General features: G+C 45.9%; 21 protein-coding genes and 4 tRNA genes. 18 read left to right on the top strand and 7 right to left on the bottom strand.

Annotated elements, in window-relative coordinates; all coding sequences use genetic code 11:
* Positions 1–26: 26 nt before the first annotated feature.
* On the bottom strand, positions 27–1,106 hold the full coding sequence (locus GC096_RS19790) for an acyltransferase family protein (protein WP_171632581.1): 1,080 nt from the start codon (positions 1,104–1,106) through the stop codon (positions 27–29).
* 218 nt (positions 1,107–1,324) lie between these two features.
* On the opposite strand from GC096_RS19790, the gene GC096_RS19795 reads away from it, so the two are divergent.
* The 6 genes from GC096_RS19795 (at position 1,325) to GC096_RS19820 (ending at position 8,442) form a co-directional block, all read left to right on the top strand.
* Positions 1,325–2,506 carry a LolA family protein gene (locus tag GC096_RS19795; protein ID WP_171632582.1) on the top strand — a complete coding sequence of 394 codons (1,182 nt, stop codon included), beginning with the start codon at positions 1,325–1,327 and terminating at the stop codon, positions 2,504–2,506.
* A 188-nt stretch (positions 2,507–2,694) separates the two neighbouring features.
* Positions 2,695–4,020: a YecA family protein gene (locus tag GC096_RS39125; protein WP_281366822.1), complete on the top strand. Its 1,326-nt coding sequence runs from the start codon at positions 2,695–2,697 to the stop codon at positions 4,018–4,020.
* A 23-nt stretch (positions 4,021–4,043) separates the two neighbouring features.
* The gene (gene alr, locus GC096_RS19805) at positions 4,044–5,234 is read left to right on the top strand and encodes an alanine racemase (RefSeq protein ID WP_171632584.1); all 1,191 of its coding nucleotides are present in this window, start codon (positions 4,044–4,046) and stop codon (positions 5,232–5,234) included.
* Between the two features lie 216 nt (positions 5,235–5,450).
* The gene (locus GC096_RS19810) at positions 5,451–5,732 is read left to right on the top strand and encodes a CopG family ribbon-helix-helix protein (protein ID WP_028553892.1); all 282 of its coding nucleotides are present in this window, start codon (positions 5,451–5,453) and stop codon (positions 5,730–5,732) included.
* Positions 5,733–5,735: 3 nt separating this feature from the next.
* Positions 5,736–6,086, top strand: coding sequence for a type II toxin-antitoxin system PemK/MazF family toxin (locus GC096_RS19815; RefSeq protein WP_028553893.1), 351 nt, complete (start codon positions 5,736–5,738; stop codon positions 6,084–6,086).
* 175 nt (positions 6,087–6,261) lie between these two features.
* Positions 6,262–8,442 (top strand): Tex family protein, encoded by a 2,181-nt coding sequence (locus GC096_RS19820; RefSeq protein ID WP_312886311.1) that lies wholly within the window; start codon positions 6,262–6,264, stop codon positions 8,440–8,442.
* Positions 8,443–8,736: 294 nt separating this feature from the next.
* Here the strand turns inward: GC096_RS19820 and GC096_RS19825 are convergent, their stop codons facing one another.
* The 3 genes from GC096_RS19825 to GC096_RS19835 form a co-directional block, all read right to left on the bottom strand.
* Positions 8,737–9,297 (bottom strand): hypothetical protein, encoded by a 561-nt coding sequence (locus GC096_RS19825; RefSeq protein ID WP_171632587.1) that lies wholly within the window; start codon positions 9,295–9,297, stop codon positions 8,737–8,739.
* A 285-nt stretch (positions 9,298–9,582) separates the two neighbouring features.
* Positions 9,583–9,747: a cortex morphogenetic protein CmpA gene (gene cmpA / locus GC096_RS19830; RefSeq protein ID WP_141692697.1), complete on the bottom strand. Its 165-nt coding sequence runs from the start codon at positions 9,745–9,747 to the stop codon at positions 9,583–9,585.
* A 73-nt stretch (positions 9,748–9,820) separates the two neighbouring features.
* Entirely contained in the window at positions 9,821–10,174 is a 354-nt protein-coding gene (locus tag GC096_RS19835) for a hydrolase/acyltransferase (RefSeq protein WP_171632588.1), read from the bottom strand.
* A 137-nt stretch (positions 10,175–10,311) separates the two neighbouring features.
* On the opposite strand from GC096_RS19835, the gene GC096_RS19840 reads away from it, so the two are divergent.
* From GC096_RS19840 to GC096_RS19885, 10 genes are all read left to right on the top strand, one after another.
* Positions 10,312–10,785 (top strand): SprT family protein, encoded by a 474-nt coding sequence (locus GC096_RS19840; protein ID WP_171632590.1) that lies wholly within the window; start codon positions 10,312–10,314, stop codon positions 10,783–10,785.
* A gap of 19 nt (positions 10,786–10,804) precedes the next feature.
* Positions 10,805–10,880, top strand: a tRNA-Asn gene (locus tag GC096_RS19845).
* Positions 10,881–10,885: 5 nt separating this feature from the next.
* Positions 10,886–10,974 (top strand) — tRNA-Ser (locus GC096_RS19850).
* Positions 10,975–11,119: 145 nt separating this feature from the next.
* Entirely contained in the window at positions 11,120–12,862 is a 1,743-nt protein-coding gene (locus GC096_RS38775; RefSeq protein WP_171632591.1) for a methyl-accepting chemotaxis protein, read from the top strand.
* Positions 12,863–13,033: 171 nt separating this feature from the next.
* Positions 13,034–13,105 (top strand) — tRNA-Glu (locus GC096_RS19860).
* 17 nt (positions 13,106–13,122) lie between these two features.
* A tRNA-Leu gene (locus GC096_RS19865) sits at positions 13,123–13,204 on the top strand.
* A gap of 259 nt (positions 13,205–13,463) precedes the next feature.
* Complete coding sequence (locus GC096_RS19870; RefSeq protein WP_171632593.1) at positions 13,464–14,924, top strand: sulfatase family protein; 1,461 nt, start codon at positions 13,464–13,466, stop codon at positions 14,922–14,924.
* A gap of 32 nt (positions 14,925–14,956) precedes the next feature.
* Complete coding sequence (locus GC096_RS19875) at positions 14,957–15,718, top strand: ABC transporter permease (protein ID WP_171632594.1); 762 nt, start codon at positions 14,957–14,959, stop codon at positions 15,716–15,718.
* Entirely contained in the window at positions 15,694–16,521 is an 828-nt protein-coding gene (locus GC096_RS19880) for an ABC transporter ATP-binding protein (RefSeq protein ID WP_246302842.1), read from the top strand. The genes GC096_RS19875 and GC096_RS19880 overlap by 25 nt, the downstream gene beginning before the upstream one ends.
* Positions 16,522–16,574: 53 nt before the next feature.
* Positions 16,575–17,660, top strand: coding sequence for an ABC transporter substrate-binding protein (locus tag GC096_RS19885; RefSeq protein ID WP_171632596.1), 1,086 nt, complete (start codon positions 16,575–16,577; stop codon positions 17,658–17,660).
* Positions 17,661–17,691: 31 nt separating this feature from the next.
* Here the strand turns inward: GC096_RS19885 and GC096_RS19890 are convergent, their stop codons facing one another.
* The 3 genes from GC096_RS19890 to GC096_RS19900 are packed head-to-tail and all read right to left on the bottom strand — an operon-like array spanning position 17,692 to position 20,791.
* Positions 17,692–18,396, bottom strand: coding sequence for a response regulator (locus GC096_RS19890; protein ID WP_171632597.1), 705 nt, complete (start codon positions 18,394–18,396; stop codon positions 17,692–17,694).
* An 11-nt stretch (positions 18,397–18,407) separates the two neighbouring features.
* Positions 18,408–19,907: a sensor histidine kinase gene (locus GC096_RS19895; RefSeq protein ID WP_171632599.1), complete on the bottom strand. Its 1,500-nt coding sequence runs from the start codon at positions 19,905–19,907 to the stop codon at positions 18,408–18,410.
* Positions 19,904–20,791 carry a helix-turn-helix transcriptional regulator gene (locus GC096_RS19900; protein ID WP_171632600.1) on the bottom strand — a complete coding sequence of 296 codons (888 nt, stop codon included), beginning with the start codon at positions 20,789–20,791 and terminating at the stop codon, positions 19,904–19,906. Before GC096_RS19900 ends, GC096_RS19895 begins: the two co-directional genes overlap by 4 nt.
* A gap of 122 nt (positions 20,792–20,913) precedes the next feature.
* Here GC096_RS19900 and GC096_RS19905 point away from each other — a divergent pair, with 122 nt between their 5' ends.
* Positions 20,914–22,425, top strand: coding sequence for a sulfatase family protein (locus GC096_RS19905; protein WP_171632602.1), 1,512 nt, complete (start codon positions 20,914–20,916; stop codon positions 22,423–22,425).
* A 301-nt stretch (positions 22,426–22,726) separates the two neighbouring features.
* Positions 22,727–24,619: a rhamnogalacturonan lyase gene (locus GC096_RS19910; RefSeq protein ID WP_171632604.1), complete on the top strand. Its 1,893-nt coding sequence runs from the start codon at positions 22,727–22,729 to the stop codon at positions 24,617–24,619.
* Positions 24,620–24,659 lie beyond the last annotated feature (40 nt).

Here is a 24,659-nt window from a genome sequence, read left to right on the forward strand (position 1 = left end):
TAGCCGATGCAGCTTTTTTTATCTATTTAGGTGATGGCATTCGATGGTTTGGAAGAACGTAAAATTGTTGCGCTTTTGAGTCCTTTAACGAACGGACTTTCAGCAAATCGATAGGTCATATAACAAAGGGGAACGGTCATCCCCACAATTATGAGATCTGTGAAAAGGAAGCCAAGATTATCAACGATATGAGTCGCAACACTTAACTTCATTAAAACTGAAATAAATAAGAGATGTGTTAGTAAAATTGTGTATGAGGCATCTCCAAGCTTGCTCAATCTCTTCACCCAATTTGGCAATTGAAGTTGTTCAGGAACAGAAGTTGCGCCTAATAGTATTAATGAAGAAGGAATGATAAATAACAGGTAATTGTGGTAAGGGATGAGAAGGTACTTGTTATTTATCCATATCAACAAAAAGCAAAGGGTGCCTATTAGTATCAAGAGTTTGTAGTATTTACTTTTATGATGTTTAGCCCATTTGGCCAGTAAACAGCCAGTAATAAATTCTAAATTAATTTCACTAAAAAGGAAATTTAGATAGACATGCCGATCAATATCAGCACTTATCAGAGGTACATTAAGAAAATGGCAGAGTGTTATGGCCGTCCAAATGGAAACCAAGAGGTATGCAGGCTTTTTCCCTAGAGTCATTAGAAGACTGAACACTAAGTAAAATAATACAAAATAACTTAACGACCACGCAACAGGCAATACTGGACCATGAGTTTGAGGGAGCAGTAGAAATGAATTGATGATAGTATTTATATGGGTTTCATATCCGTAACCAAAGCTCGGAACAAGAAAATAGACGGGCAGCACAACAAGTGTAATTAACCAGTAGAAGGGATAAATGCGTATAAGGCGATTCGTTAAATAGGGAAAAACGGTTGTTTTAGTTCCTATTTTATTTCCATATGTAAGGTACAGTAGAAAACCAGTAAGCAAGAAAAAGAAATCTACGCCCCCTGAACGTTCGAGTGTGCCGACCCCTAGAAAGTCAAATTGGAAGTATTTGAATGACATAGCCGAAGTATGAAACAGAAGCACTAAATTTGCTGCAGCTCCTCGCGATGCTTGTAGAGCGATTCTGTGATTATTAATCAAAAATAACTCCTCCGGTTCATGGATAGGATTCCTACCAACTATCCTGCCAGAAGAGTGTGAATAAATTATGTATACAACCTGAAAGGTAGCTTAATTGATTAATAATTCTTCTACCAATGCTTTTTCACGGCCAAGCCCCAACTCGTCTGCATAATCGAACAAGTCCCCTCATATGCATGTACTATGTTGATGTTAATCATGAGTGAGGGGATGATCGAATGCGCCGGGTCACATGGATGGTAGCAGTGGTAATGTGCGTAGCATTGGTTCTCGCAGGATGCGGGATGGGTAAAAAGGATGCAGGATCTATCGTAAAGGACTTGGATCATGTGATGGGCAAGTCGAGCAGCTATCAAGCTTCAGGCAGCATGATTCTAAATACAGGGCAGCAGCCGCAGGAGTATCAGGTTGAAGTGGCGTTCTCACCTGAGCATTTCTACCGGATTTCCCTGACGAATGCCACGAAGGATGTTACTCAAATCGTTTTGCGTAATGAAGAAGGCGTGTTTGTCTTGACGCCGCATTTGAAGAAGAGCTTCCGCTTCCAAAGTGATTGGCCAGAGAATCAAGGTCAAGTGTATCTGTTCCAATCTTTAGCGAAAAGCATCATTGCGGATAATGACCGTCAATTTACGACGGACAAGGATGCCTACGTTTTCGATGTTGCCGCGAATTACCAAAATGAGCAACTATCTCGCCAGAAAATCTGGCTGAATAAGAAAACTCTCGCACCTGCGCAAGTGCAAGTGTCAGATGCGAATCAAAATGTGTTGGTGCAAGTGAATTTCACGAATTTTGAATTCGATACGAAGTTCGATAAGGATTATTTCCAAATGGAGCGCAACATGACTAGCTGGAATTTACAGCAAACAATGCCTACGTCAGCAGACGTTGCGGTGACTGATGCGGATCACCCGGCAGCAACTGGGGACAAATCACTAACGGACAAAAATCTGTCCGCGACAGGTGGTCAATCCGATCAATCCAAAGCCACAGGCACTACGGCGAAACCAGATGCGACGAAAACCGCACCAGCAGCTGCCAAAGCCCAAAGTATTGGTATTGTTGAGCCGTACTATTTGCCTAAGGATGTTGTGAAGCAGGACATCAGTGATATGAAGTTTGGTGAGGATGCCGCTGTACTTTTACGATATAAAGGGAAATACAACTTCAATTTGATTGAGGTTAGACCTCAAGCCAAATCGGTTTCATTGCCACCAGGAGACATCGTTGATCTCGGATTCACGGTTGGTGTGATCACAGGGAATGGCTCGAAGGATGAGCCTAGAACGCTGACTTGGACGAACGATGGTGTTGAATTCCGGATGTTTACGGGCGATATGCCAGTGAATGAAATGATTCAAGTTGCGATGGCAACGGATGGACAGTCCGGGAAATAAGTTCGATTTTATTTTAAAATTTTAATTAATAAGAGAAGGCTCTGCATCCTAGTGGTGCAGGGTTTTTTCTCACGTATTACATAAGAATTCGGAAAAAAATTTACAAGAAGATTTAACCAACCCCCACGAACGGTCGTTTTTTTGGTATAATGCAACTTTGGAGCGAATAGATAATTGGAGTGTTTAAGATGAATACAATTGATAATTTAACTTGGGAAGAGCAGCAGTTGTTCTGGGAAAATGAGACGAAGGCTTTCGCGACGTTCCTGAATGATGAGGGGAAGTTGAAGCAAGAAACGGCTAGCAAACACGTGGATCGCATGGGATTTGTGATGACCGAATATTTCGTGCGTTATGGAATCAGTTATGAGGATGTACAAGGTGAGACGATTGTTGATTTTGCAGGCCGGTTCTTAATCAGCCATGTACTTACAACAAAAGAATCCGATATCGGTGCTTATGTGACTTCTTTCAAAAAGTGGATTCAATTCCTACAGGTAACATCTAGAATTTCAAAAGAACAATACGCTTCACTGAATGAAGTATGTAAGTATAAAACTTATTTCGAAGAGCGATTCGAGCAGTACATGGAAGCAGATAATGACTATGCGCTGGAACGTTGGCTGAACTCGAATGATATAGAAGCCTATATTGAGGAACATACGCCTCCATCCAAGCGCAAGCTGAAACCACTTGTAGTTGACCAGAAGCTGCTTCAGTTATGGATGGATGGGCGGACACCTGTACCACAAATCGTTCAGGAATTCAGAGCTTTTCTTGAGACCGTACAGACCGGGAAGAACATCAAGTTGTCCGCTGCGCGCAAACATTTGCCGCGGAAATTCTGGAGCGAGTTCGATGAGCAACTGAATCTGCAGCTTTTCCGTAAACCGACATTGAATCAAGACCAAGAGCCGGTGTACCAATTCTTTTTCTATGCAGCGGTAGTGCTAGGACTGGCGGCAGAAGAAACGCAACTTACGGTAAATGCGAAGCAATTAGCCTTTTACTTGGCGCTTACAGAGCAGGAACAAGCCGCTGTTCTCTTGGATACACTTTGGAATCGAGTGAACTGGGGAATTCTCGAGGAAGTGAACGAAGGTGGTCGTCCAGAAGATATTCAAGCCTGGAGAAGAGCCATCGCAAGTGTGTTAGCCAGCTGGCCAGTTGGACTTGAGCATAATGTGAAAAAAGAATGGGATAAGCATCGACAATCCGGGATTTTGTTAGATACAAGTGCTGATGTGTTTTTACATGCAGTAGCTACCATATTGGTTCGTTTCGGTGTGATAGAGGCACAATTCTTACCAGACTCAGAAATGAAGTATGGGTTTCAGCGAAAACCAGTCGTCATGACGGTTCTTGAGCCTGGAAACCGCGTCTTCCGTTATTTTGTAAACGAGGCAGCCTATGTGCTAAATAATACGCCTATGATTGCTGCCGAACCTAAAATCGGACGTAACGAACCATGCCCATGCGGCAGCAGCAAGAAATATAAAAAATGTTGTTTGTAACAGGATAGAAGAGGTGAACGCTGGTGGATGCTTTTTATCGGCCCACGTGGGTGGAAATATCGTTAGATGCACTGCGAAGCAACATTGAACAATTTCAGAAAGTACTGCCTGCAGGGATGAAGCAGATGGCAGTCGTTAAAGCGGATGCTTACGGACACGGGGCTGTAGAAGTATCCAAAGAAGTTCTCGCCGCGGGTGTGGATTATTTGGGTGTGGCGTTCTTTGATGAAGCACTTGAGCTCCGAAATGCAGGGATTACTGCGCCTATTCTTGTGCTCGGGTATACGCCGCCAGAAGGGATTAACCGCGCACGGGATTTGGACGTGACGATTGCGGTATACAGCCGTGATGTACTGGAGGCCTTGCGAGAGCAAAGTCGTAAACAAGAGAACGCATCGCAGAAGAAATTAAAAATTCATATCAAATTAGATACTGGCATGGGGCGACTCGGCTTGCATACGGAAGCAGATGCGATTCCCTTTATAGAGGAAGCCTTATTGCTGCCGAATGTAGATGTAGAAGGACTGTTTACACATTATGCCAATGCAGATGAAGTTGATAAAAGCTATACGCTAGAGCAATACGGCAGATTCGAGCGGATTGTGAGCTATTTTACGGATAAAGGGGAAACGTTCCCTTATATTCACGCGGGAAATAGCGCGGCAGCCATTGATTTGCCAGGCTTAACCTATTCGATGGTGCGCCTCGGAATTTCGATGTATGGTCTGTATCCTTCTAAGGATGTGGATCAAACGAAAATTGAGCTAAAGCCAGTCCTGAGTCTCAAAACAGGGATTGTACATCTCAAAACGCTGCCTGCGGGTTCAGGTGTTAGCTATGGAACGATTTATCACACCAAGGGTGATGAGCAAATCGGGACCTTGCCGATCGGCTACGCGGATGGATACTCTCGTATGCTTTCGGGTAAAGCGGAGGTGCTGGTTCGTGGCAAAAGAGTTCCAATCGTAGGCAGAATCTGCATGGATCAAAGTATGATCAATGTATCCGATGTGCCTGATGTAAGTGCACTTGATGAGGTTGTCCTCATCGGTGAGCAAGGCGAAGAACGAATTACCGCGGAAGATGTGGCCGATCAGCTTGGGACGATTAATTATGAAATCATATGTATGATTTCACACCGTGTTGCGCGCGTATATGTGCGTAATGGGGAGCGGGTTGAGGCTTTAAATCCTCTCATGCGACACCGTTATTAGGGCGGGATGAAGTCCTGCATGAATTTACCATGTAAATTATGCAGGCATTGGAGAGGATTTTCAGAATAGGGTATAGAATACTATGTATTAACAATCTTATATCTTTAGGTGTAACATAATTGATATACCGGAGGCATATATTCTATTGTATAATTTGGTTTTTGGAATGACATACTGGTAATATTGTCTTTGTATCGTTTCTGGGGGTGCGAGAGTGTGAGCAATGCGCATAATACGAAAAGGATCATGATTAGCTTGCCTGACAATCTGTTGCAAGAAGTGGACGGAATTGTTGAGAAGGAAAACTCCAATCGGAGTGAATTCATTCGTCAGGCAATGAAGCTGTATTTAATTGAACGCAAAAAGCGCAGTCTACGCGAATCCATGCAGCGTGGGTATATGGAAATGGCGAAAATAAATCTCAGCATGGCATCTGAAGCTTTTCAAGCGGAGGAAGAAGCGGACGGTACGCTTGATCGCTTAGTTAGCGGGGTGTAAGACGTGATTGTGAAACGTGGCGATGTATTTTTCGCAGATCTTTCGCCGGTCGTAGGATCGGAGCAGGGAGGAGTCCGTCCTGTTCTAGTGATCCAAAATGATATCGGCAACCGCTTTAGCCCCACTGTGATTGTTGCAGCGATTACAGCGCAAATCCAAAAGGCAAAGCTTCCCACGCATGTGGAAATCGACGCGGAGACGCACGGTTTCGATCGAGATTCGGTCATTCTGCTTGAGCAAATCAGAACAATCGACAAGCAAAGATTGACGGACAAAATTACGCATTTAGATGAAGAAACGATGCGAAAGGTTGACGACGCTTTGCAAATTAGTGTGGGACTGATAGAATTTTGAATATGGTCTGGAACGGACGAGGGCGATAGGTACCCTCGTTTTTTGGTTTGTACATACATATACATACGATCAATAGAAAAGAGGTATGACTGTGGCAAATGTGGAGACGGAAGGCCAAGTAACGGGGAACGAAGGAAAACCAAAAGCAAGTGAGTTTGAGGAACCGAAGGCGAAGATACAGATTCCTGCGGAGAAGAAAGCGGAGATTCAGGAACGAATCCTGAAGCAAATCTCCGCTGAGCTACAGTTGCCAAGCGGCAAAGTGAAGACGACGATGGAGCTGCTGGACGAGGGCAATACGATCCCGTTTATCGCGCGTTATCGGAAAGAGATGACGGGTGAGCTCGACGAGAATCAGTTGCGGGATATCGAGGAGCGTCTGCAGTATTTGCGTAATCTCGAGGATCGCAAAATCGAGGTTGTTCGTCTGATCGACGAGCAAGGCAAGCTGACGGACGAGCTGCGCACATCGATTGAGAAAGCTGTGAAGCTGCAGGAGATCGAGGATCTCTACAGGCCTTACCGCCAGAAGCGGAAAACGAGAGCTAGCGTTGCGAAGGAACGCGGTTTGGAGCCGCTTGCGGCGTGGATTTGGAAGCAGCCTCGTCAAGGCTCGCTGGAGCAAGAGGCTTCGCGTTATATTAACGCGGACAAGCAGGTTGGAAGCGCCGCAGAGGCGATTCAAGGCGCGATGGATATCCTAGCGGAGAATATCGCGGATGATGCGAAAATACGGGCCTGGGTGCGTCGGTTCACGCAGGATAACGGCATTATGCGGACAGAGGCTAAAGATGCGAAGGCAGAATCAGTCTATGAGATGTACTATGCCTATCAAGAGCCTGTGAAGCGCCTGCCGCCTCACCGTATTCTCGCGATTAATCGCGGGGAGCGGGAAGAGATTCTGAAGGTTGGACTAGATGTTCAACCGGATAAAATACACGATTACATGTTGCGTCAAATCGTGAGGGGTGATTCCGTGGTGCGGGATGTACTTCGGACGATTGTCGAAGACGCTTATAAAAGGCTGCTTGCCCCGTCCGTTGAGCGCGAAGTGCGCGGTGAAATGACAGAAGCGGGCGAGGAGCAGGCGATTAAGATTTTCGCGGAAAATCTGCGCAATCTCTTGCTGCAAGCGCCAATTAAGGGCCATGTGGTGCTCGGTGTTGATCCGGCTTACCGGACAGGCTGTAAGCTGGCCGTCATCGACGACACCGGTAAAATGCTTGAAATCGCCGTCACCTACCCAACTCCACCCAATAATAAGGTGGCGGAAGCGAAGGCGAAGTTCAGGCAGTTGATCAGCACATACAGCGTGGAGCTGATTGTGATCGGGAATGGGACAGCGTCCCGTGAAACGGAGCAGTTCGTTGCGGAGCTGATCGGTGAGATCAAGGAGCGGAAGCTCAAGTACTTGATCGTCAGCGAAGCGGGGGCGAGCGTGTACTCGGCGTCGAAGCTGGCGCAGACGGAGTTCCCTGAGCTTGACGTGGCCGAGCGCAGCGCGATTTCGATCGCGCGGAGGCTGCAGGACCCGCTCGCGGAGCTTGTAAAAATCGAGCCGAAAGCGATCGGCGTCGGTCAGTACCAACATGACGTTTCGCAGAAACGTCTGGACGAGAACTTGAAGGCCGTCGTAGAATCGGCCGTTAACCATGTCGGGGTGGACTTGAACACGGCGTCCCCGTCCTTGCTTTCTTACGTGTCGGGGGTCAATGCGACACTTGCGAAGAACATCGTGAAGTATCGCGAGGAGAACGGCAAGTTCAGCTCCCGCCAGGAGCTGTCGAAGGTTCCGCGCCTGGGCGCGAAATCCTTCGAGCAGTGTGTCGGGTTCATGCGGATTGCGGGCGGCCGGAACCCGCTCGATAACACCCCGATCCATCCGGAGTCTTACGACGTGGTGGATCGGTTGTTCAAGGAGCTGCGCATCGAGCTCGCGCAGCTGGGCTCTCAGCAGCTGCTAGCGCTGCTGCAGACGCTGGAGCCAGAGGAGCTGGCTCCTAAGCTTGGCGTCGGTGTCCCGACGATGCGGGACATCCTAGACAGCCTGCAGCGGCCTGGGCGGGATCCGCGGGACGAAGTCCCCGCGCCGATCTTCCGCACAGACGTGCTGCAGTTGGAGGACCTTGTACCGGGCATGGAATTGACCGGCACGGTGCGTAACGTCATCGACTTCGGCGCCTTCGTCGATATCGGCATTAAAAACGATGGGCTGGTGCACATCTCCCAGCTCAAGAACGGCTTCGTGAAACATCCGATGGATGTGGTTTCCGTCGGAGACATTGTCCAAGTATGGGTACTCAACGTGGACCAGAAAAAAGGTCGCGTAGGCTTAACGATGAAGAAACCGCAATAGTAGGTTGATGATAGCAGTTGATTATGGCAGTTGGGAGTACGCTCCCAACTGCTTTTTTGCTTGTGTTAGATATTTAACTGGATTTCCTCCATCTAAATTCCCTGCTCACCCCCACATTTACTGATTTAACTGGATTTCATGTAGCTAATTTCCGCGTATTTCATCAAATTCGCCCATTTGAGTCGAAATAGATGGAGGTTTTCCAGCTAATCTCTGAAATAGGCCGGATTCTCTAAAATTAACTGTAGGTTATACAGGTATTTGCTAGAAGTCGAATTTGATTGTTTGCATCCCCTACTTCTGCCCAGCTCCCACCTCCTTCACCGAGTAAGTCATCGTATACCGCTGCCCAGCGACTAGGGAAAGCATTCCTTCCATGGAAAGACGGATGAGCCACTCAGCAGCGATACGAATGTTCACATTGCACTCGGCTGCGACTTCTTGAAGCCGAATTTTGCCGTTACGTCGACTAGCGATCTGGAGGATAAACTGCTTTCGAAGCTCCCACACGTCCGCCTCAAGCTCAGCGATAGTGTGGGGATGTGGTTTACTGCTAGAAACGAGCCTTCTTTCTTCCAAAGGGATAACGTTGTTTCGATTTCCAGTCTTTTGCACTATGTCTTTTTGATTTCCAGTCTTTAGCACTTGATCGACTCTTTTCCCAGTCTGTTGCACTTGGTTCTTTCTCTTCACGTTATTTTGCACTTGATCTATTCTCTTCTCACTCTCTTGCTCCCGGCCTACTCGCTCCCCTTCCTGCAACACTTGAAACCGATCCTCCAATCCCTTTTTCCAAAACAACCTACGATGCTTCTCGCGCATTCTGCGCAGCCACTGGCTACTATTTGTCTGCATGTAAATAAGCCCCCTTTTTCAAAATAAATACGCAAAAAAAGCACAAACGAACGGCAGATAAATCTGCAAGCTCGAGTGTGCTTCACTCAGGTATGTATAGTTGTATTTACTTTTTGTTACATTTATTTACAGTATAGAGGGCACATTTCAAATATGCAACTATTTTTTCTTGTTCTGCATCTCATCATGTTCATACCTTTTATCGTGTGTTTACTCTTTCTATCTGGGTTCTATGTACCCAATGGCAAAAAAGCCAGCACTTGTGGACAAGTACTAGCTTTCTCATTAAAATTTACGTTTACTCGGTCCGTCCGTCGATTGGCTGTCAGGCCACTCCTCTTGTGAGCGGCGAGTGCGGTAAAAGTACCAGCTATCGTTCAATAATCGAATTTGTCTGCGGTTTTTGTTCTGGAAGGCACGCATTAATTGATTACAAAGCCATTGCGGCATATGCCCATCCCCTTCTTCGCCATGTACTTATAGCATATGAAGAATGAAGGTATTGGGTGCAGGTCCCTTTATTTTAGAGCTCAAATTCCTCTTCGTACCACTGCTCAAGCTGAGCTTGCAGCGCACGAATTTCGGTCAACAACGAGATCAGCGGATACGATTTCTCTTGGATACCAGCGAACGTTTTCTCCAAACCATTGATATAATCCAAACCTTGGATGAGTGTATACGTGGTACCGATCAACTCCAAGTCGTCACACTCCGCAATGACGCGTGGAAGCTGTGGCACATGGTCTGCGGTTAATTTCTCTAATTCTTTGTGCAAACGTTGGTTCAAAGCCGTTAATTGATAGGAATAGGAGGAAGGCATTTCGACGAATTCCAGTTGTTGGTCAAGCTTCAATATCGCATATCGCATTTGTGGCATGAGGTGGTTCAAATCCTTTCTGTATAGAGCGTTCGTTCTTCTTTTCTACTTGACAGTATAGCCGTACATACGGTACAAATTCAAGTAAGAACTTGTCTTTAGCCGTGCTAGTGACTTGTCATTGGGAGTGTTCGTAGATGGAAGATCAAGAGCTGCAGCAATGGATCGAGCAGATTTCTATGGAATCGTTTGGTAGACCCTTCGTTCACCAGGCGCGTTTTAACCGAAGATTGCGATCGACGGGTGGACGTTATTTTATGAAATCACATGATATTGAGATTAGTTGGAGCCAGTGGGAGACCTATGGGCGGGATGAAATCGAGAAGATTATCAAGCACGAGCTCTGCCATTATCATTTACATATTTTGAAGCGAGGCTATCAGCATCGGGATCAGGATTTCAAAACCTTGCTTGCTCAAGTCGGAGGTACCCGATATTGCCAATCCTTACCGCGGCCCCGGGCGATACAACCCTATAAATATAGGATAGAGTGCGTGAATTGCAAGACGGAGTATTATCGGAAACGTAAAATGGATGTCCGTAAATTTGCCTGTGGAAATTGCAGGGGAAAATTGAAATCGTATACACTTGACTTAATAGCGCCTTCATAATAAAATAATACTTGTTCATTCCCTGATAGCTCAGTTGGTAGAGCACTCGACTGTTAATCGAGTTGTCACAGGTTCGAGTCCTGTTCGGGGAGCCATATATGGAGAGATACCCAAGTGGCTATAAGGGGACCCTCTGCTAAGGGGTTAGACTGCGTAAGTGGTGCGAGGGTTCGAATCCCTCTCTCTCCGTCAAGAAATAAGTCCAATGGCATTCATGCCGTTGGGCTTATTTTTGCTCATCCGAATCTCAACCAATTCTAACAATTTTCTAATAAATGTTAAACGTTTGTCCTCTATAGTGAATAAAAAAAGCTTCACGATGGGGGAACTACCGGTGACTACATTTTTCTCGATACGTTTGCGTCTTATCTTATTGCTATTAATTCCTTCTCTGTTGTATTTAGGTTCAAGCGTATATCTCCTAGAGGTAAACAAGTCCAATACGGATACGCTGACCTCCTCCTTGTATGAGACGACGGAGAAGAGTGTGTCACTTATATTGAATGCGGACAGGGATATGTATCAAGCCATGAACGCTTATCAGTTGTTAGTGTCGGGCACCTTAACTGCTGAAGAGAAAACGAACCAGTTGAAGCTGCTGAAAGATAATATTGAACAAACGAATACAAGGGTTGGACAGGCCGTTACTATTTTAAAAGCAAAGGAATTACTGCAAACGGCACATGCGGAGACGAAAGTGACCATAGAGCAAAGTGCATCGAGCTTCCAAACTTCCTTTGACCAGTGGGTCAAAGAAGCGAATGCCGTCATTCAAGCGGGGAGTGTTGGCAAAGGCGTTTTGAATGAACCGAAGCTGATGGCCACCTTTGAGAAGGGACGCGAAGGGCTGAATGCTATTGGTGAAATTCTAGACGTGCATGCTAAACAGAGCATTGACGATATTAAGCAGGAGAATAACGCAACAGCCAAAGGTGTTTACATCGGTGTGGCAGTTATCATCTTCATTTTGTTTGGAGCTGGCGGATTCGTGATCAGGAAGATCATGTCAGTGATTCGTAGGATTATAACCATTACGGGCGGGGTTGCTGCAGGAGATTTGCGTCATGAGGCTCAATTGACGTATTCCAAGGATGAGCTGGGGCAGATTTCAGAATCGGTAGATCATATGGTTGCCAAAATGAGAGGATTGATCGGCACGATTGCTCACAATACGCAATTCGTACACGACGCTTCCGTAGAGCTGTCGGACAGCTCCAAAGAGTCTGCTCACGCTGCTGAACATGTCGCTTCGAATATTCAAGAAATGACGCAGGAAGTCGAAGTGCAAGCAAGAAGCAGTGAAGAAACGAGCCGAGCTATTGAGGAAATGGCGATTGGGATTCAACGTGTAGCAGAAAACTCAAGCGTTATGGCGGATCACTCCTCACTAACCTCCCAGCATGCAACACTCGGCAATGAGCTGCTCTCGAAGCTGCAACATCAGATCGTGAATATGCTAAGTTCGGTTGAACAGCTGTCTATGACGGTACAGTCGCTAACACGTAAATCGGATGAGATTGGGCAAATCGCCTCGAGCATCACGAGCTTCGCGAACCAGACCAATCTCTTGTCGCTGAATGCGTCTATTGAGGCAGCTAGAGCAGGTGAGCATGGCAAAGGGTTCAATGTCGTCGCCCAAGAAATCCGCAAACTGGCCTCACAATCCATCGAATCCGCCGACGGCATCAACCAGTTGATCCACGAGACGAGAGTCGAGATTGCTAGTGTATCCCAGTCGATGAATGCGACGAAGCAGGAAGCGAGCACCGGCTCACAAATGATGCAAGAAGTGAACCAGAGCTTCGAAACGATCATGCAATCTGTGACACATATCGTCACGCAGATTCATGAGACATCAGCCATAACAGAGCAAATGTCGGCTAGCTCGGAAGAAATTTCGGCGACGATGGACCAGTCAGCGTCAAGCTCGTCCCACATTCTGACGAGATCTCAGACGGTGGCAGCAGCCACAGAGGAACAGCTTGCCATGATGCAGAATATTGCTGCTGCGTCGGAACAGCTGAAGTCCGTCGTGGATACATTAAACGAGTCTGTGTCCTATTTTAAAATCAAATAGTGAGTTGAAAGGAGGAGTTCTCATGGTTTATGCAGCATGGGCATGCGGGCTCCTCACTTGTAAGCTTCAACTAGTTTTATTACCAATAATTAGGCTTGTCAAAGAGCCGGGAATCCTTTATAATAACACTTGTCGTCCATAACGGGCTGAATTGTTCAATGACGATGTTATGGCCCGTTGGTCAAGTGGTTAAGACACCTCCCTTTCACGGAGGTAACAGGGGTTCGAGTCCCCTACGGGTCATTGTTTTATTCTCTCATGCGGTCGTGGTGGAACGGCAGACACACCATCTTGAGGGGGTGGCGCTCACAAGGCGTGGGGGTTCAAATCCCCCCGACCGCATCCCAGTTTTACATGTAGGAAACCCTTACTTCGGTAAGGGTTTTTTCTGTTTTATGGTTTGCTTTTTAATATCTCGACCGCATGTTCCCTCGCTAAGAGGGATATTTGTCGATTGTGAGATAGCAATTATTCATTATCTCCTGTGAGTCCCTCAGCAAAAAGGTTGAAAAATGTTCAACCTTATATAGATTGAAAATTATGAATACAATAGATACATATTAATGAAAACCCTTACATCATGAGGAGGAGGATTGTACGTATGAGAATGATTTACTTAGATATTGATTCGCTTCGTCCGGATCATATGAGTTGTTATGGCTACAAGAGGCAGACGACTCCGAATATCGATAAAATTGCATCGGAAGGGGTTAGATTCAACAGCTGCTATACGGCTTCATCGCCCTGTGTTCCATCAAGAGCGAGTTTTATGTCAGGTCGATTCGGTATTAACCATGGGGCATTGACACATTGGGGACCTGGCGGAGAGTTCCAATATCCAGATGGAGATGGACACAGCGAAGAGGTTCCGTTCTTTACAAGGTATCTGCGCAACGCTGGCTATAAAACAGTTACCTTCTCTACGTTTGGCGATCGGCATCATGCATGGTGGTACTTCGCAGGTTGGAACGAGGTGCATACGCACTCATTGAAGGAAGGCAACGAGAACGCTGATGAAGTAAATGGTGCCGTAATCCCATGGTTGAAACAACACGGCAAAGAAGAGAATTACTTCCTCCATATCCAATACTGGGACCCCCACACGTTCTACACGTACCCCATCGAGTACATGGAACGTTGGAAGGATGAACCGCTTAAAGAATTTCCGGATGAAGCGACGATCGCGAGTCAACAGCAAGACAGTTTCCCGCGTTCTGCTCAGTTCCTTCACTGGGGCAATAAATTTCCGGCAACAATGCCTGCACAAATTACGAACCGTGCTGATTTGAAGCATGCCATTGATGGTTATGACGGTGGCATCAGTTACATGGATAAGTATGTGGGTGAACTCTTGGATACGCTGAGAGAGCTCGGCATCGAAGATGATGTGTGCTTCATTATCAGTGCTGACCATGCAGAATCTATGGGTGAGCAAGGGATCTATCTCGAGCACGCAAGTGCTACAGAGGCTGTTCATCATATCCCTCTCATCATTAAAGTTCCTGGCGTTACTCAGCCTGGACAAGTTATTGATGGGTTCGTTTATAATGTTGACGTAATTGCCACTATAACGGATATGGTCGGATTGCAAATACCCGTGGGTTGGGATGGCAAGTCGTTTCTGTCTACATTGAAAGGTGAGCACTGGCAAGGCCGTGATTATTTGGTTATGGATCACGCGCTATATGTATGCCAGCGAGCTGTGCGTGATGAGAAATGGTACTTCATCCGTACGTATCATCCAGGTCTATACCTGCATTTTGATGAAGTGACCTTGTATGACATGGTGAATGATCCAAACCAATTGCGGAACGTGGCTGCTGACTATCCAGAGATTGTAAGAGAAATGGATCACAGGCTCTCGTCTTGGCAGCATGAACAGTCGCGGAAGCCGGGTTATAAAGTAGATCCGATGCAAAAGGTGCTGGAAACCGGTCCATGGAAATACCTAAAACCAGAGGACTGGGTGCGCAGATTAGAGAAGGCTGGATGGCAAAGTGAAGCTAATATAATCAGAAACCAATATAAGAGTGAGGCCTTGCAACCTGCCTATGACGGGTAGCTGTTGAATCAACTTAGAAGGAGTATACTACTATGAATAAGATTCCAAAATGGCTGCTAACGATTATCTCCATCGTTGCCGGGCTTGTCGTATGGTACCTGCTCTCTGCAATACCAAGTGTTGGAGCGATCATAACGACCCCTATTAGAGTATTGAAAACATTTCAAGCTGAAGTTGCCAGCGGTCGTATGTTAACGAATGTGTGGGCGAGCCTGCTGCGTGTACTCGGCGGTTTCTCGCTGGGATTGATCGTTGCGATTCCGGTTGCATTTGTCATGGCTTGGTATGCTATTGCTCGTGCAATTGTGGACCCTTGGATCCAATTTTTCCGTACAATTCCGCCAATTGCCCTAATCCCTCTCGTTATCGTATCGCAAGGTGTAGGGGAATCTGCGAAAATCAGTGTGATTTTTGTTTCAACTTTCTTGGTTATGGTGATCTCCATTTTTCAGGGAGTTCGGAATGTGGACCCCACGCTCATACGAGCAGCTAGAGTGCTAGGTGCCACAGATAAACATATTTTCCTAGAAGTGATTGTTCCTGCCTCATTTCCTTATATTCTTGTTGGTGTAAGACTCGGGCTTGCTGCGGCATGGACGACCTTAGTCGCGGCAGAGCTGACAGGAGCTAACAAAGGGCTTGGCAATATGATTATGGAAGCGAGTTTGTATTTCCGCATGGATGTTGTTATTTTAGGAATCATCGTCATAGGCATTATTGGACTTTCAATGGATAAATTCGTTCTCTTCTTGGAAAGGAGGCTGACAGGATGGCAGGAACTGCGGCAGGGATGATTCAAGGGAATGTGCAACGCGGCTCAGCGTCTAGCAAGATTGAGATTCGCGGACTCTCCAAGGTATACAATGGACGTAATGGCGAGACAATAGCCCTTCAAAATACAGACCTTTCTATTATGGAAAATGAATTCGTTTGTGTCGTAGGCCCGAGCGGTTGCGGCAAAACGACGTTGCTAAACATTATTGGCGGCTTAGAGGAAGCGACATCCGGCTCAGTCAAAGTCGATGGTGTAGAAGTCAAAGGTCCAGGTAAGGAGCGCGGCGTGGTGTTTCAGCAGTACGCGTTGTTCCCTTGGAAAACTGTACTGAAGAATATCGAGTTTGGTTTGAAACTGCGTGGATTAAACAAGCAGGAACGCCTTGAGCGGGCAGAGCATTATTTGGAACTGGTTGGATTGAAAGACTTTGCCCATGCGTATCCGAAGGAGCTGTCAGGCGGAATGAAGCAGCGTGTAGCTATCGCTAGAGCTTATGCTGTTGAGCCTGAAGTACTGCTCATGGATGAGCCATTTGGGGCACTGGATGCTCAAACAAGAGCGCAGCTGCAGGAAGAACTGCTTAAGACTTGGCAGAAGGAAAAGAAAACTTGTTTTTTCATTACGCACGATGTGGAAGAAGCCGTCATTTTGGCACAGCGAGTCATTATAATGAGCGCTAGACCTGGGCGTATTAAAGAAATTATTGATGTAGATATCCCTTACCCGCGAGATCAGTCAACAAAACTGGATGAACGCTTCGTTCGGATCAAGAATGAAATTTGGTCTAAAGTTTACCAAGAATATTTAGAGGTATCTAAATAAGGGACTTATTCGTAGAAAGCTGAAAATACAGAAGACATAGGGAGGGTATTATCATGGTTAGTACAATTAAATCGTTGCCAAAGCTTTCTGTTACTGCAGCATTATTCAGTGTCGTTCTTCTTCTAAGCGCTTGCGGTTCGAGCGGCGGCTCCTCAGCTGCACAGACATCTAGCCCGCAAGGTTCATCGCCAGTCACTACACCGGTTCAAGCGAAGACTGAAGCGAAAGTACTGACCATTAATTTTGGATATATTCCGGATATGGGCGGGGCGGCTCCAGTAGCAATTGGAGAAGAGAAAGGTTTCTTCAAAGAGGAAGGCATCAAATTGAATGCGATTAAATTTCTAAGCGGGCCTCCCGAGTTTCAAGCTATGGCCTCTGGCGATGTAGACATTGCCTATATCGGACCTGGCGCTGCGTTCTTGTCTGCCCAAGGTCAAGGAAATATTATCGGACTTATCTCACTAGGAAAGAGCGATATGGTTTTTGCAACGAAGAAATCAGGGGTTCAAGATTGGAAAGGTCTTAAAGGAAAAACAGTGGGTGTACCGAAAGGGACCTCAGGTGAAATGGTTCTTAATTTAGGACTCGAAAAAGCGGGACTGAAACCAAGTGATGTGAATATCGTCAATATGGATGTCGCAGGTGCGGTTACAGCTTATGTGGCAGGTAAAGTCGATGCCGTAGCCATTTGGTCTCCTTATACGGTAGAAATTGAAAAGCAGATCGGCAAAGAAAATATGATCAAGCTAGGCGATAACAGCAGCTTCTTCCCCGACTACAGTTTCCCGGCCAGCTGGGTTGTGAGTCCGAAATTTCTAAAAGAAAAGCCTGAGCTTGTAGAGAAATTTATGAAAGCCATGAACAAAACAACAGATTACAAAATCAGTCACATTGATGAAGCGGTCAAACTGACTGCGGCATATACACAAGTGCCAGAAGATAGTCTTAAGCAAGAATTGGACTCCCGTGAGTGGATCGACAGCAAGAAGCAAGCTGAGGTGTTTAAGGATGGCTCGGCCAAGAAGTGGTTCGACAACTTGCAAAAACTGTTTGTTGATAATGGTAAGTTAACAAGTGTTGTTCCATCGGAAAACTTCTTGACGACGGGTCCAGCAATCAAAGCCGTTCAGCCATAAAAGAGAATAAGCATAAAGCAAGAGGAGGGCTTCATAGCCCTCCTCTTGCTTTATGTATGAATGGCGTTATGTTTAGCTCGCGAAGCATAGCCGTCACTTCTTTCGTCCGCTTTTTGTTGAACTTTTTTAAAATCATATTAATTTGCGATTTGATCGTCGAAAGTTCAACTTGACGCTCTTTAGCAATTTCAGTAATTTTCATCTCTTTGAGCAATAGTTCCAGAATCGACAGTTCAGAAGGGGTCATCTGAGAGATAATCAGGGTGGCCATCAGCAGAGTTTCCTGATTTCGCCTTATGCGAGAAAATTCATTTTTGATTTTATAGGCGAACTCAGGACGTACTTGTACATTTCCAGCATACGACGATCGAATACTCTGAATAATGGCGGTGCTTGAGCTTGTTTTGAGCACATAATCGACTGCCCCTGTTTCGAAAGCACTGAATACCGTTTCGTCGTCCTCATGAACGGTAAGGAAAATGATGCGTACCTGTGGGTACTGGTCGAGAACCTTTTGGGCCGTAATGATCCCATCATGCTTCATGTCCATCTCGATATCCATCAAAATAATGTCAGGTGCGCCAACTTGATTCAACAATTGCAGCACTTCCTTGCCACTTGCGGCTTGCCCAATGACGGTTAAATCCTCTTCTTCAGTAATCAAGCTGCAGAAGTGCTCTCTCAAAACATCCAGATCCTCAGCAACGATGATTCGAATATTTGCTGCCATGTTCATCAACCTTTCTCTTATTTTGTTTTCAATACATATAAAGGAATAATCAGTTGGAATGTACTGCCTGAACCTAGCTTACTTTCTAGGTGAATCCGTCCATAATGGCCTAGCACAATGTGTTTTACGTAAGACAAACCAACGCCCCAATTTTTATTTGTATTTTTGTTCGTATAGAAAGGATCGAAGATATGCTCCTGCAAATGCTCGGGAATACCTGAGCCGTTATCGGCAATTTTCAAAATAACCCAATTATCCTCCACATAAACAATCATTCGAATGAGCCCTGACTGGTCAGCTTCAATGGCTTCAATGGCATTCATCAGCAGGTTGTAGATGACTTCAGACATATGCTCAGAATCGGCTAATATCATCGGATCTGCCCCCAGTGATTCACATTCAATCTCGATATTGGAAGGGATATTTGGCATTCGATCGAGGGTGTACTGAATGAGCGCTTGAATGGAATGAGGCTTCAATTGTAGATGGCTTGTTTTAAAAGATTTATATAATTGATCAAGTCGGCCTAACGTTTGATTGACGATTTCATCGGCTTTCGTCAGATTCTTTTCTAAGGATTTACGGTCATCATGCCCAGCCTGTACACTTTGATTGGCTTGCTTAATGAGTAAGTCAATCATAATTAATTGGTTTTTTAAAGCATGAGTGAAAACTTGAGCCCCCATGTTGGCAATATTAAGCTTTCGCTCCAACAATAGATCCTCTTTGCCCATTTTCATTTCGATCTCCGTGTATTGCCAGATTGAAATAATGCTGAATAACGATAACACACCGGTTAATCCTATACTCACATACCACTCTAGAAGCGTAAGAGGCGGGTTAAAGTTGGAAAAATCGGAGTATAGTACGTAAAATGTACGGACATCGAAAACCTGTAAAGGACCCATGAAGCCAAGGTAAAAATAGAACAAAACAAGCGAAAATACACCCAATATAACGAACTTGCTTTGTCGTTTCACCCAAGGGATGGTGACGCGCCTATATTTCCATATGAGTACATAAATAGCTGCTGAGACAAACAAAACGAGCCAACCACGCGTAACCCAGCCAATGATATAGGTGTGTTTACGATCCATGGAAGTAAGCACCCATTTGTAGATGATCGGATCATAGAAAATGAGATTGGCGAGAGACGGCAGGAGAGTAAAGACATAAATACTCCACATGCGTTTGGTGGGTTTATAAGCCATGAATGAAATGGACAGGCCGATTAAGCTGAAAACAAATAACGAGCGCCCCGCCGTAAGCATTCGGCTGATCCCTTCGATTTTTATCGGTGCGTTAAGCAGGAGATTCCGAATCGAATCGTTAAAAAACAAAACAATATTAATGCGGTAGTAGAACCCGCCGTATTTGGCTATGAATAGAATCAACCCAAACATGCTCAAAAACCAGCCTACGAGTACGAAACCCATCCAATAGGCGGAAGGATTACGTGCTTTGGCTATAAATAGTGTAATGGCAGCAACCATAAGTAAAATAAGCAGAATTGTCATAGCATCACCTGATCGTTTAATTCTAGGTCGCAGTGCTTGTCCCTGTAGTGTTTAGGCGCTGTTCCGTAAAACAAAGTGAAGGCTCGTGTAAATGCGAACAAATCGCTATATCCGAGCGAGAGCGCGATTTCTGTAATGGAGTAAGTGGACTCGAGCAGCTGTCGCCGAGCTTCTCTCATACGGAGCCGTTGTAAATAATTAGAGGGATTTGTATTCATATGTTTGCTGAATGCTTTCGAGAAGTGTGAACGAGATATACCCAGCCAATCGGATACTTGCTCTACTGTAATTCCTTCAGCAAAATGGACGTCCATGTATGATTTTCCGCGTTCGAGCCAAGTAGGCAGTGAATGACTTGAACTTGAATCGTTAGAGGATGATGAAACAACCAAAAGGTGAAGGAATTCCATCAATCTACCGGCTAGCAGCAAAGGTTGATCCAATTGTTGAGCGAGCAGCTCACGGATGGTATCTAGGATAGCAATCAGCTCCCGTGTGACCCCGTTATGCATATAAGGATGCACGGCGGATAGCTGGGTATGTTGAAGCTGAGCGGCTGCAAGCGGTCCATGGAATGCGATCCATGCCATTTGAAGTTCAGTCCCGCTAGGGTTAATTTCGTACTCATAGGTTTCATCCGGATGCATGCAGAACAAATCGCCCCTCTTTAGAACAACCTTATCCTCACGAAAGCTAAGTTGAAGCTCGCCGCTCAAAATAAGATGAAGACTGTAATAGGTAAAATGGCGCGGTCCCACTCTGTAGGTTGATTTGGCGCGATTGCGCCCAGAAGTCAACACCCAAATACCAATCTGCCTCTCTAACGCAGATGGGATATGAGGTATCATTTCATAGAACTCTGCCCCGTTTTCTTGCCATGCCAATCCGAGTTCCTCCTTTTCATGTGATCACACAAATAGATAAATGCAATTATTACATTATAGCATGTTAATAAGATTATTTGTGTTATAAAATAAATGAAAACACACAATTAGAGGAGGATGTTATGAAGCGTCCCAATATCTTATTGATCACCAGTGATCAACAGCATTGGCATACACTAGGCGCGTTTAACTCGGAAATACACACGCCTAATTTAGACCGATTAACCTTCGAGGGGACAACTTTCAATCGAGCGTACTGCCCGAATCCTACCTGTACACCTACAAGAGCTTCCATTATTACCGGCATGTATCCAAGCCAGCATGGCGCATGGACGTTAGGAACCAAATTATTAGAGGATCGCCATACGGTAGGAGAAGACTTCTTAGCTACCGGTTATCGTACTGCCTTAGTAGGCAAGGCACACTTTCAGCCGCTTAGAAGCACCGAGGAGTTTCCTTCCTTAGAAGCTGTCCCACTTCTACAGGACTTGGACTATTGGAAGCAATTTAACGAAACCTTCTATGGCTTCGATCATGTGGAGTTGGCACGTAATCACACGAATGAATTTCTAGTGGGACAGCATTATGCGATTTGGATGGAAGAGCAGGGCTGCAGTAACTGGCGCGATTATTTCCTTGCTCCAACTGGCACACTGGATCCTTCTATCAAACATAAATGGCCGATTCCAGAAAAGTATCATTATAATACTTGGATAGCAGAAAGAAGCAACAAGCTGATGGAGGAATTTACAGAGAAGGAAGAGCCGTTCTTCCTTTGGGCTAGTTTCTTCGACCCTCATCCGGATTATTTGGTACCTGAGCCGTGGGATACGATGTATGATCCCAATACACTTACTCTTCCTAAGGTCGTGCCAGGCGAACATGATAATAATCCGCCGCATTTTCGTATGACGCAGGAGGCACAGCCAGATTTCACAGCCTGGAAGGAAACCGGTCATGCGATCCACGGCTATCATTCCCACCAAGTGTACGATGAAGCCGAGCAGCGTCAGAACATGGCTACCTACTACGGGATGATCAGCAAGATGGATGCTTACATTGGGCGCATTCTTGACAAGGTTGATGAACTAGGTATAGCTGAGGATACCTTGATTGTATTTACAACCGATCATGGACACTTTTTTGGTCAGCATGGGCTTCATTTCAAAGGTGGATTTCACTATGAGGATGTCATTAAGTTGCCGTTTATTGTTCGATATCCGGGTAAAGTTCCTGCTGGACGCCAATCAGAGGCATTTCAGTCTTTGGTCGATCTGGCGCCGACCTTCTTAAGTATAGCTGGCCTGCCGATTGCGAGAACGATGACAGGCGTAAATCAAAGCCAGGTATGGTTTGGGAAACAACATGCGGCACGTGACCATATCCTGTGTGAATTCCGACATGAGCCTACCACGATTCATCAAAAAACGTATGTCAATGAAAGATACAAAATTACAGTATATTATAATCAAACCTATGGGGAGATATTCGATCTGAAGGAGGATCCTCAAGAACTGCATAACCGATGGGACGACCCCGAGTATGTACACGTAAAGAGCGATCTACTTCTGAAATTTACATGGGCGGAGCTGGGAAAAGAAGCGCTTCCGATGCCTCGCATATGGCATGCCTAAATTGTTATGTTTAGGAAGTATAGACCAGTTCCTATTTGGGGGAAGTGGTCTATTTTTTTGTTTCAAGCTGGGGCTGTCGCTTGTTACAAAGATTCATAAAATAGCAGGATTGTGCAGGAAGTTAGCTATTGTCTGCATTAAATTTCTTCTATTTTCACGTTATAATAAGGAACGAAAAGAAATGTAAGCGCAATCAATTAACGGATAATCTATACGATCGGTGGAGGTGAAACGGGAAGTACGCAGATGTCCCGAGGCAAAGTGAATGTAGATCTATATTGACTACCTGGAGGTTGTAGAAATGTTTAAACATGCTAAGCAACTGATTAAAGCAACTTGCTTCATTACATTAAGCTCACTCCTCATTTCTTCTTTCGGTATCCAGGCACCTTCCGCACACGCAGCGGTTGCAAGGCAAATGGAGAAATTAGACCGCGGTCTAGTGGCAGTTAAGGTCAGCACAGGCGTCCTCGTCAGTTGGCGACTTCTCGGTACGGAGGCAGCGAGCACGTCGTTCAACGTCTATCGCAATGGCGTTAAGCTCAATGCTTCACCGATCACGACAAGCACGAATTATCAAGATAATTCGGGTACAACGAGCTCCAGTTACACGGTCAAAGCCGTTGTTGGCGGCGTGGAGCAGACCGCATCAGCTGCAGCTACGCCATGGGCGAACAACTATTTGGATGTGCCGATACAGAAACCTGCGGGCGGCACGACACCAGACGGTGTCAGCTACACCTATACCGCGAATGATGCAAGTGTTGGTGATGTGGACGGAGACGGCCAATATGAAATCATTTTGAAATGGGATCCAACGAATTCCAAAGATAATTCACAGGATGGCTATACGGGTGAAGTGTTCGTCGATGCTTATAAACTGAATGGTACACGGTTATGGCGGATCAGTATGGGTAAAAATATTCGGGCTGGCGCTCACTATACGCAATTCATGGTCTACGATTTAGATGGAGATGGCAAAGCGGAAATCGCCATGAAAACAGCCGATGGAACGAAAGACGGCACTGGTGTAGTCATTGGTAGCTCAACCGTGGATTATCGAAACAGTGTGGGTAGAGTACTGAGTGGGCCAGAATTTTTAACGATCTTTGAAGGAGCGACAGGAAAGGCATTAACTTCGACGAGCTATGAGCCAGCACGCGGCACAGTCGGCGATTGGGGCGATACGTACGGCAACCGGGTAGATCGCTTCTTAGCGACGGTCGCCTATCTGGATGGGCAGAAACCCAGCATCGTCATGGCACGCGGCTATTACACAAGAACGGTTCTAGTAGCATACAATTGGCGTGGTGGAACACTATCCAAGTTATGGACATTTGACAGCAACACCTCAGGCAATTCGGCCTATGCAGGGCAAGGGAATCACAACTTAACAGCCGCCGACGTTGACGGTGATGGCAAGGATGAAATCGTCTATGGTGCGATGACGATTGATGATAACGGAGCTAAGAAATACAACACAGCGTTGGGTCATGGAGATGCCCTTCATGTCGGCGATTTGGATCCGAACAGTGCGGGACTTGAAGTATTCAAAGTGATGGAAAGCACTAGCGCTACCTATGGAGCAGCCGTGTGGAATGCGGGAACTGGCGCCATCAAGTGGGGAGTGAATACAGGCGCTGATACGGGAAGAGGCATGTCGGCTGATATTGACCCACGGTATGCTGGGGAAGAAGTATGGGCAAGCAACGGTGTCGGGCTATACCAAATCAATGGTACCAAAATCAGCTCCACGACCCCTTCATCCATTAATTTTGGTATCTGGTGGGATGGCGATGTGTCCCGTGAGCTTCTTGATCACAATTGGGATGGCACGAATGGGGTTGGTCGCATTGATAAATGGAACTACACAGCTCTCAATACAACGACTTTATTAACCGCAACAGGAACCAATTCGAATAACTACACGAAAGGGAATCCAAGCTTGCAAGCCGATCTATTAGGTGATTGGCGTGAAGAGGTCATTTGGCGGAAATCGGACAGCACAGCTTTACGCATCTATGCAACGCCGTATGAAACAACGACACGCCTGTGGACTTTAATGCATGATCCGCTTTACCGTCTGGATATCGCTTGGCAAAATGTCGCTTACAACCAACCGCCTCACACGAGTTACTATCTCGGAACAGGCATGGCCACACCAACGCAGCCGAATATCTATACCACGCCATAAAGTGAGAATGAGAGAATCGTACGGGTCAGTCCGGCGCTTC

The organism is Paenibacillus plantarum (assembly GCF_013141695.1).
Classification (GTDB): Bacteria; Bacillota; Bacilli; order Paenibacillales; family NBRC-103111; genus Paenibacillus_E; species Paenibacillus_E plantarum.

Coding starts and splice junctions, on each gene's coding strand:
- GC096_RS39125 (WP_281366822.1), top strand. CDS start 2,695: ATGAATACAATTGATAATTTAACTTGGGAAGAGCAGCAGTTGTTCTGG.
- GC096_RS19895 (WP_171632599.1), bottom strand. CDS start 19,907: ATGACAATTCTGCTTATTTTACTTATGGTTGCTGCCATTACACTATTT.
- GC096_RS19825 (WP_171632587.1), bottom strand. CDS start 9,297: ATGCAGACAAATAGTAGCCAGTGGCTGCGCAGAATGCGCGAGAAGCAT.
- GC096_RS19875 (WP_171632594.1), top strand. CDS start 14,957: ATGAATAAGATTCCAAAATGGCTGCTAACGATTATCTCCATCGTTGCC.
- GC096_RS19840 (WP_171632590.1), top strand. CDS start 10,312: ATGGAAGATCAAGAGCTGCAGCAATGGATCGAGCAGATTTCTATGGAA.
- GC096_RS19885 (WP_171632596.1), top strand. CDS start 16,575: ATGGTTAGTACAATTAAATCGTTGCCAAAGCTTTCTGTTACTGCAGCA.
- GC096_RS19890 (WP_171632597.1), bottom strand. CDS start 18,396: ATGAACATGGCAGCAAATATTCGAATCATCGTTGCTGAGGATCTGGAT.
- GC096_RS19835 (WP_171632588.1), bottom strand. CDS start 10,174: ATGCCACAAATGCGATATGCGATATTGAAGCTTGACCAACAACTGGAA.
- GC096_RS19795 (WP_171632582.1), top strand. CDS start 1,325: ATGCGCCGGGTCACATGGATGGTAGCAGTGGTAATGTGCGTAGCATTG.
- GC096_RS19880 (WP_246302842.1), top strand. CDS start 15,694: ATGGCAGGAACTGCGGCAGGGATGATTCAAGGGAATGTGCAACGCGGC.
- GC096_RS19905 (WP_171632602.1), top strand. CDS start 20,914: ATGAAGCGTCCCAATATCTTATTGATCACCAGTGATCAACAGCATTGG.
- GC096_RS19870 (WP_171632593.1), top strand. CDS start 13,464: ATGAGAATGATTTACTTAGATATTGATTCGCTTCGTCCGGATCATATG.
- GC096_RS19910 (WP_171632604.1), top strand. CDS start 22,727: ATGTTTAAACATGCTAAGCAACTGATTAAAGCAACTTGCTTCATTACA.
- cmpA (WP_141692697.1), bottom strand. CDS start 9,747: ATGCCGCAATGGCTTTGTAATCAATTAATGCGTGCCTTCCAGAACAAA.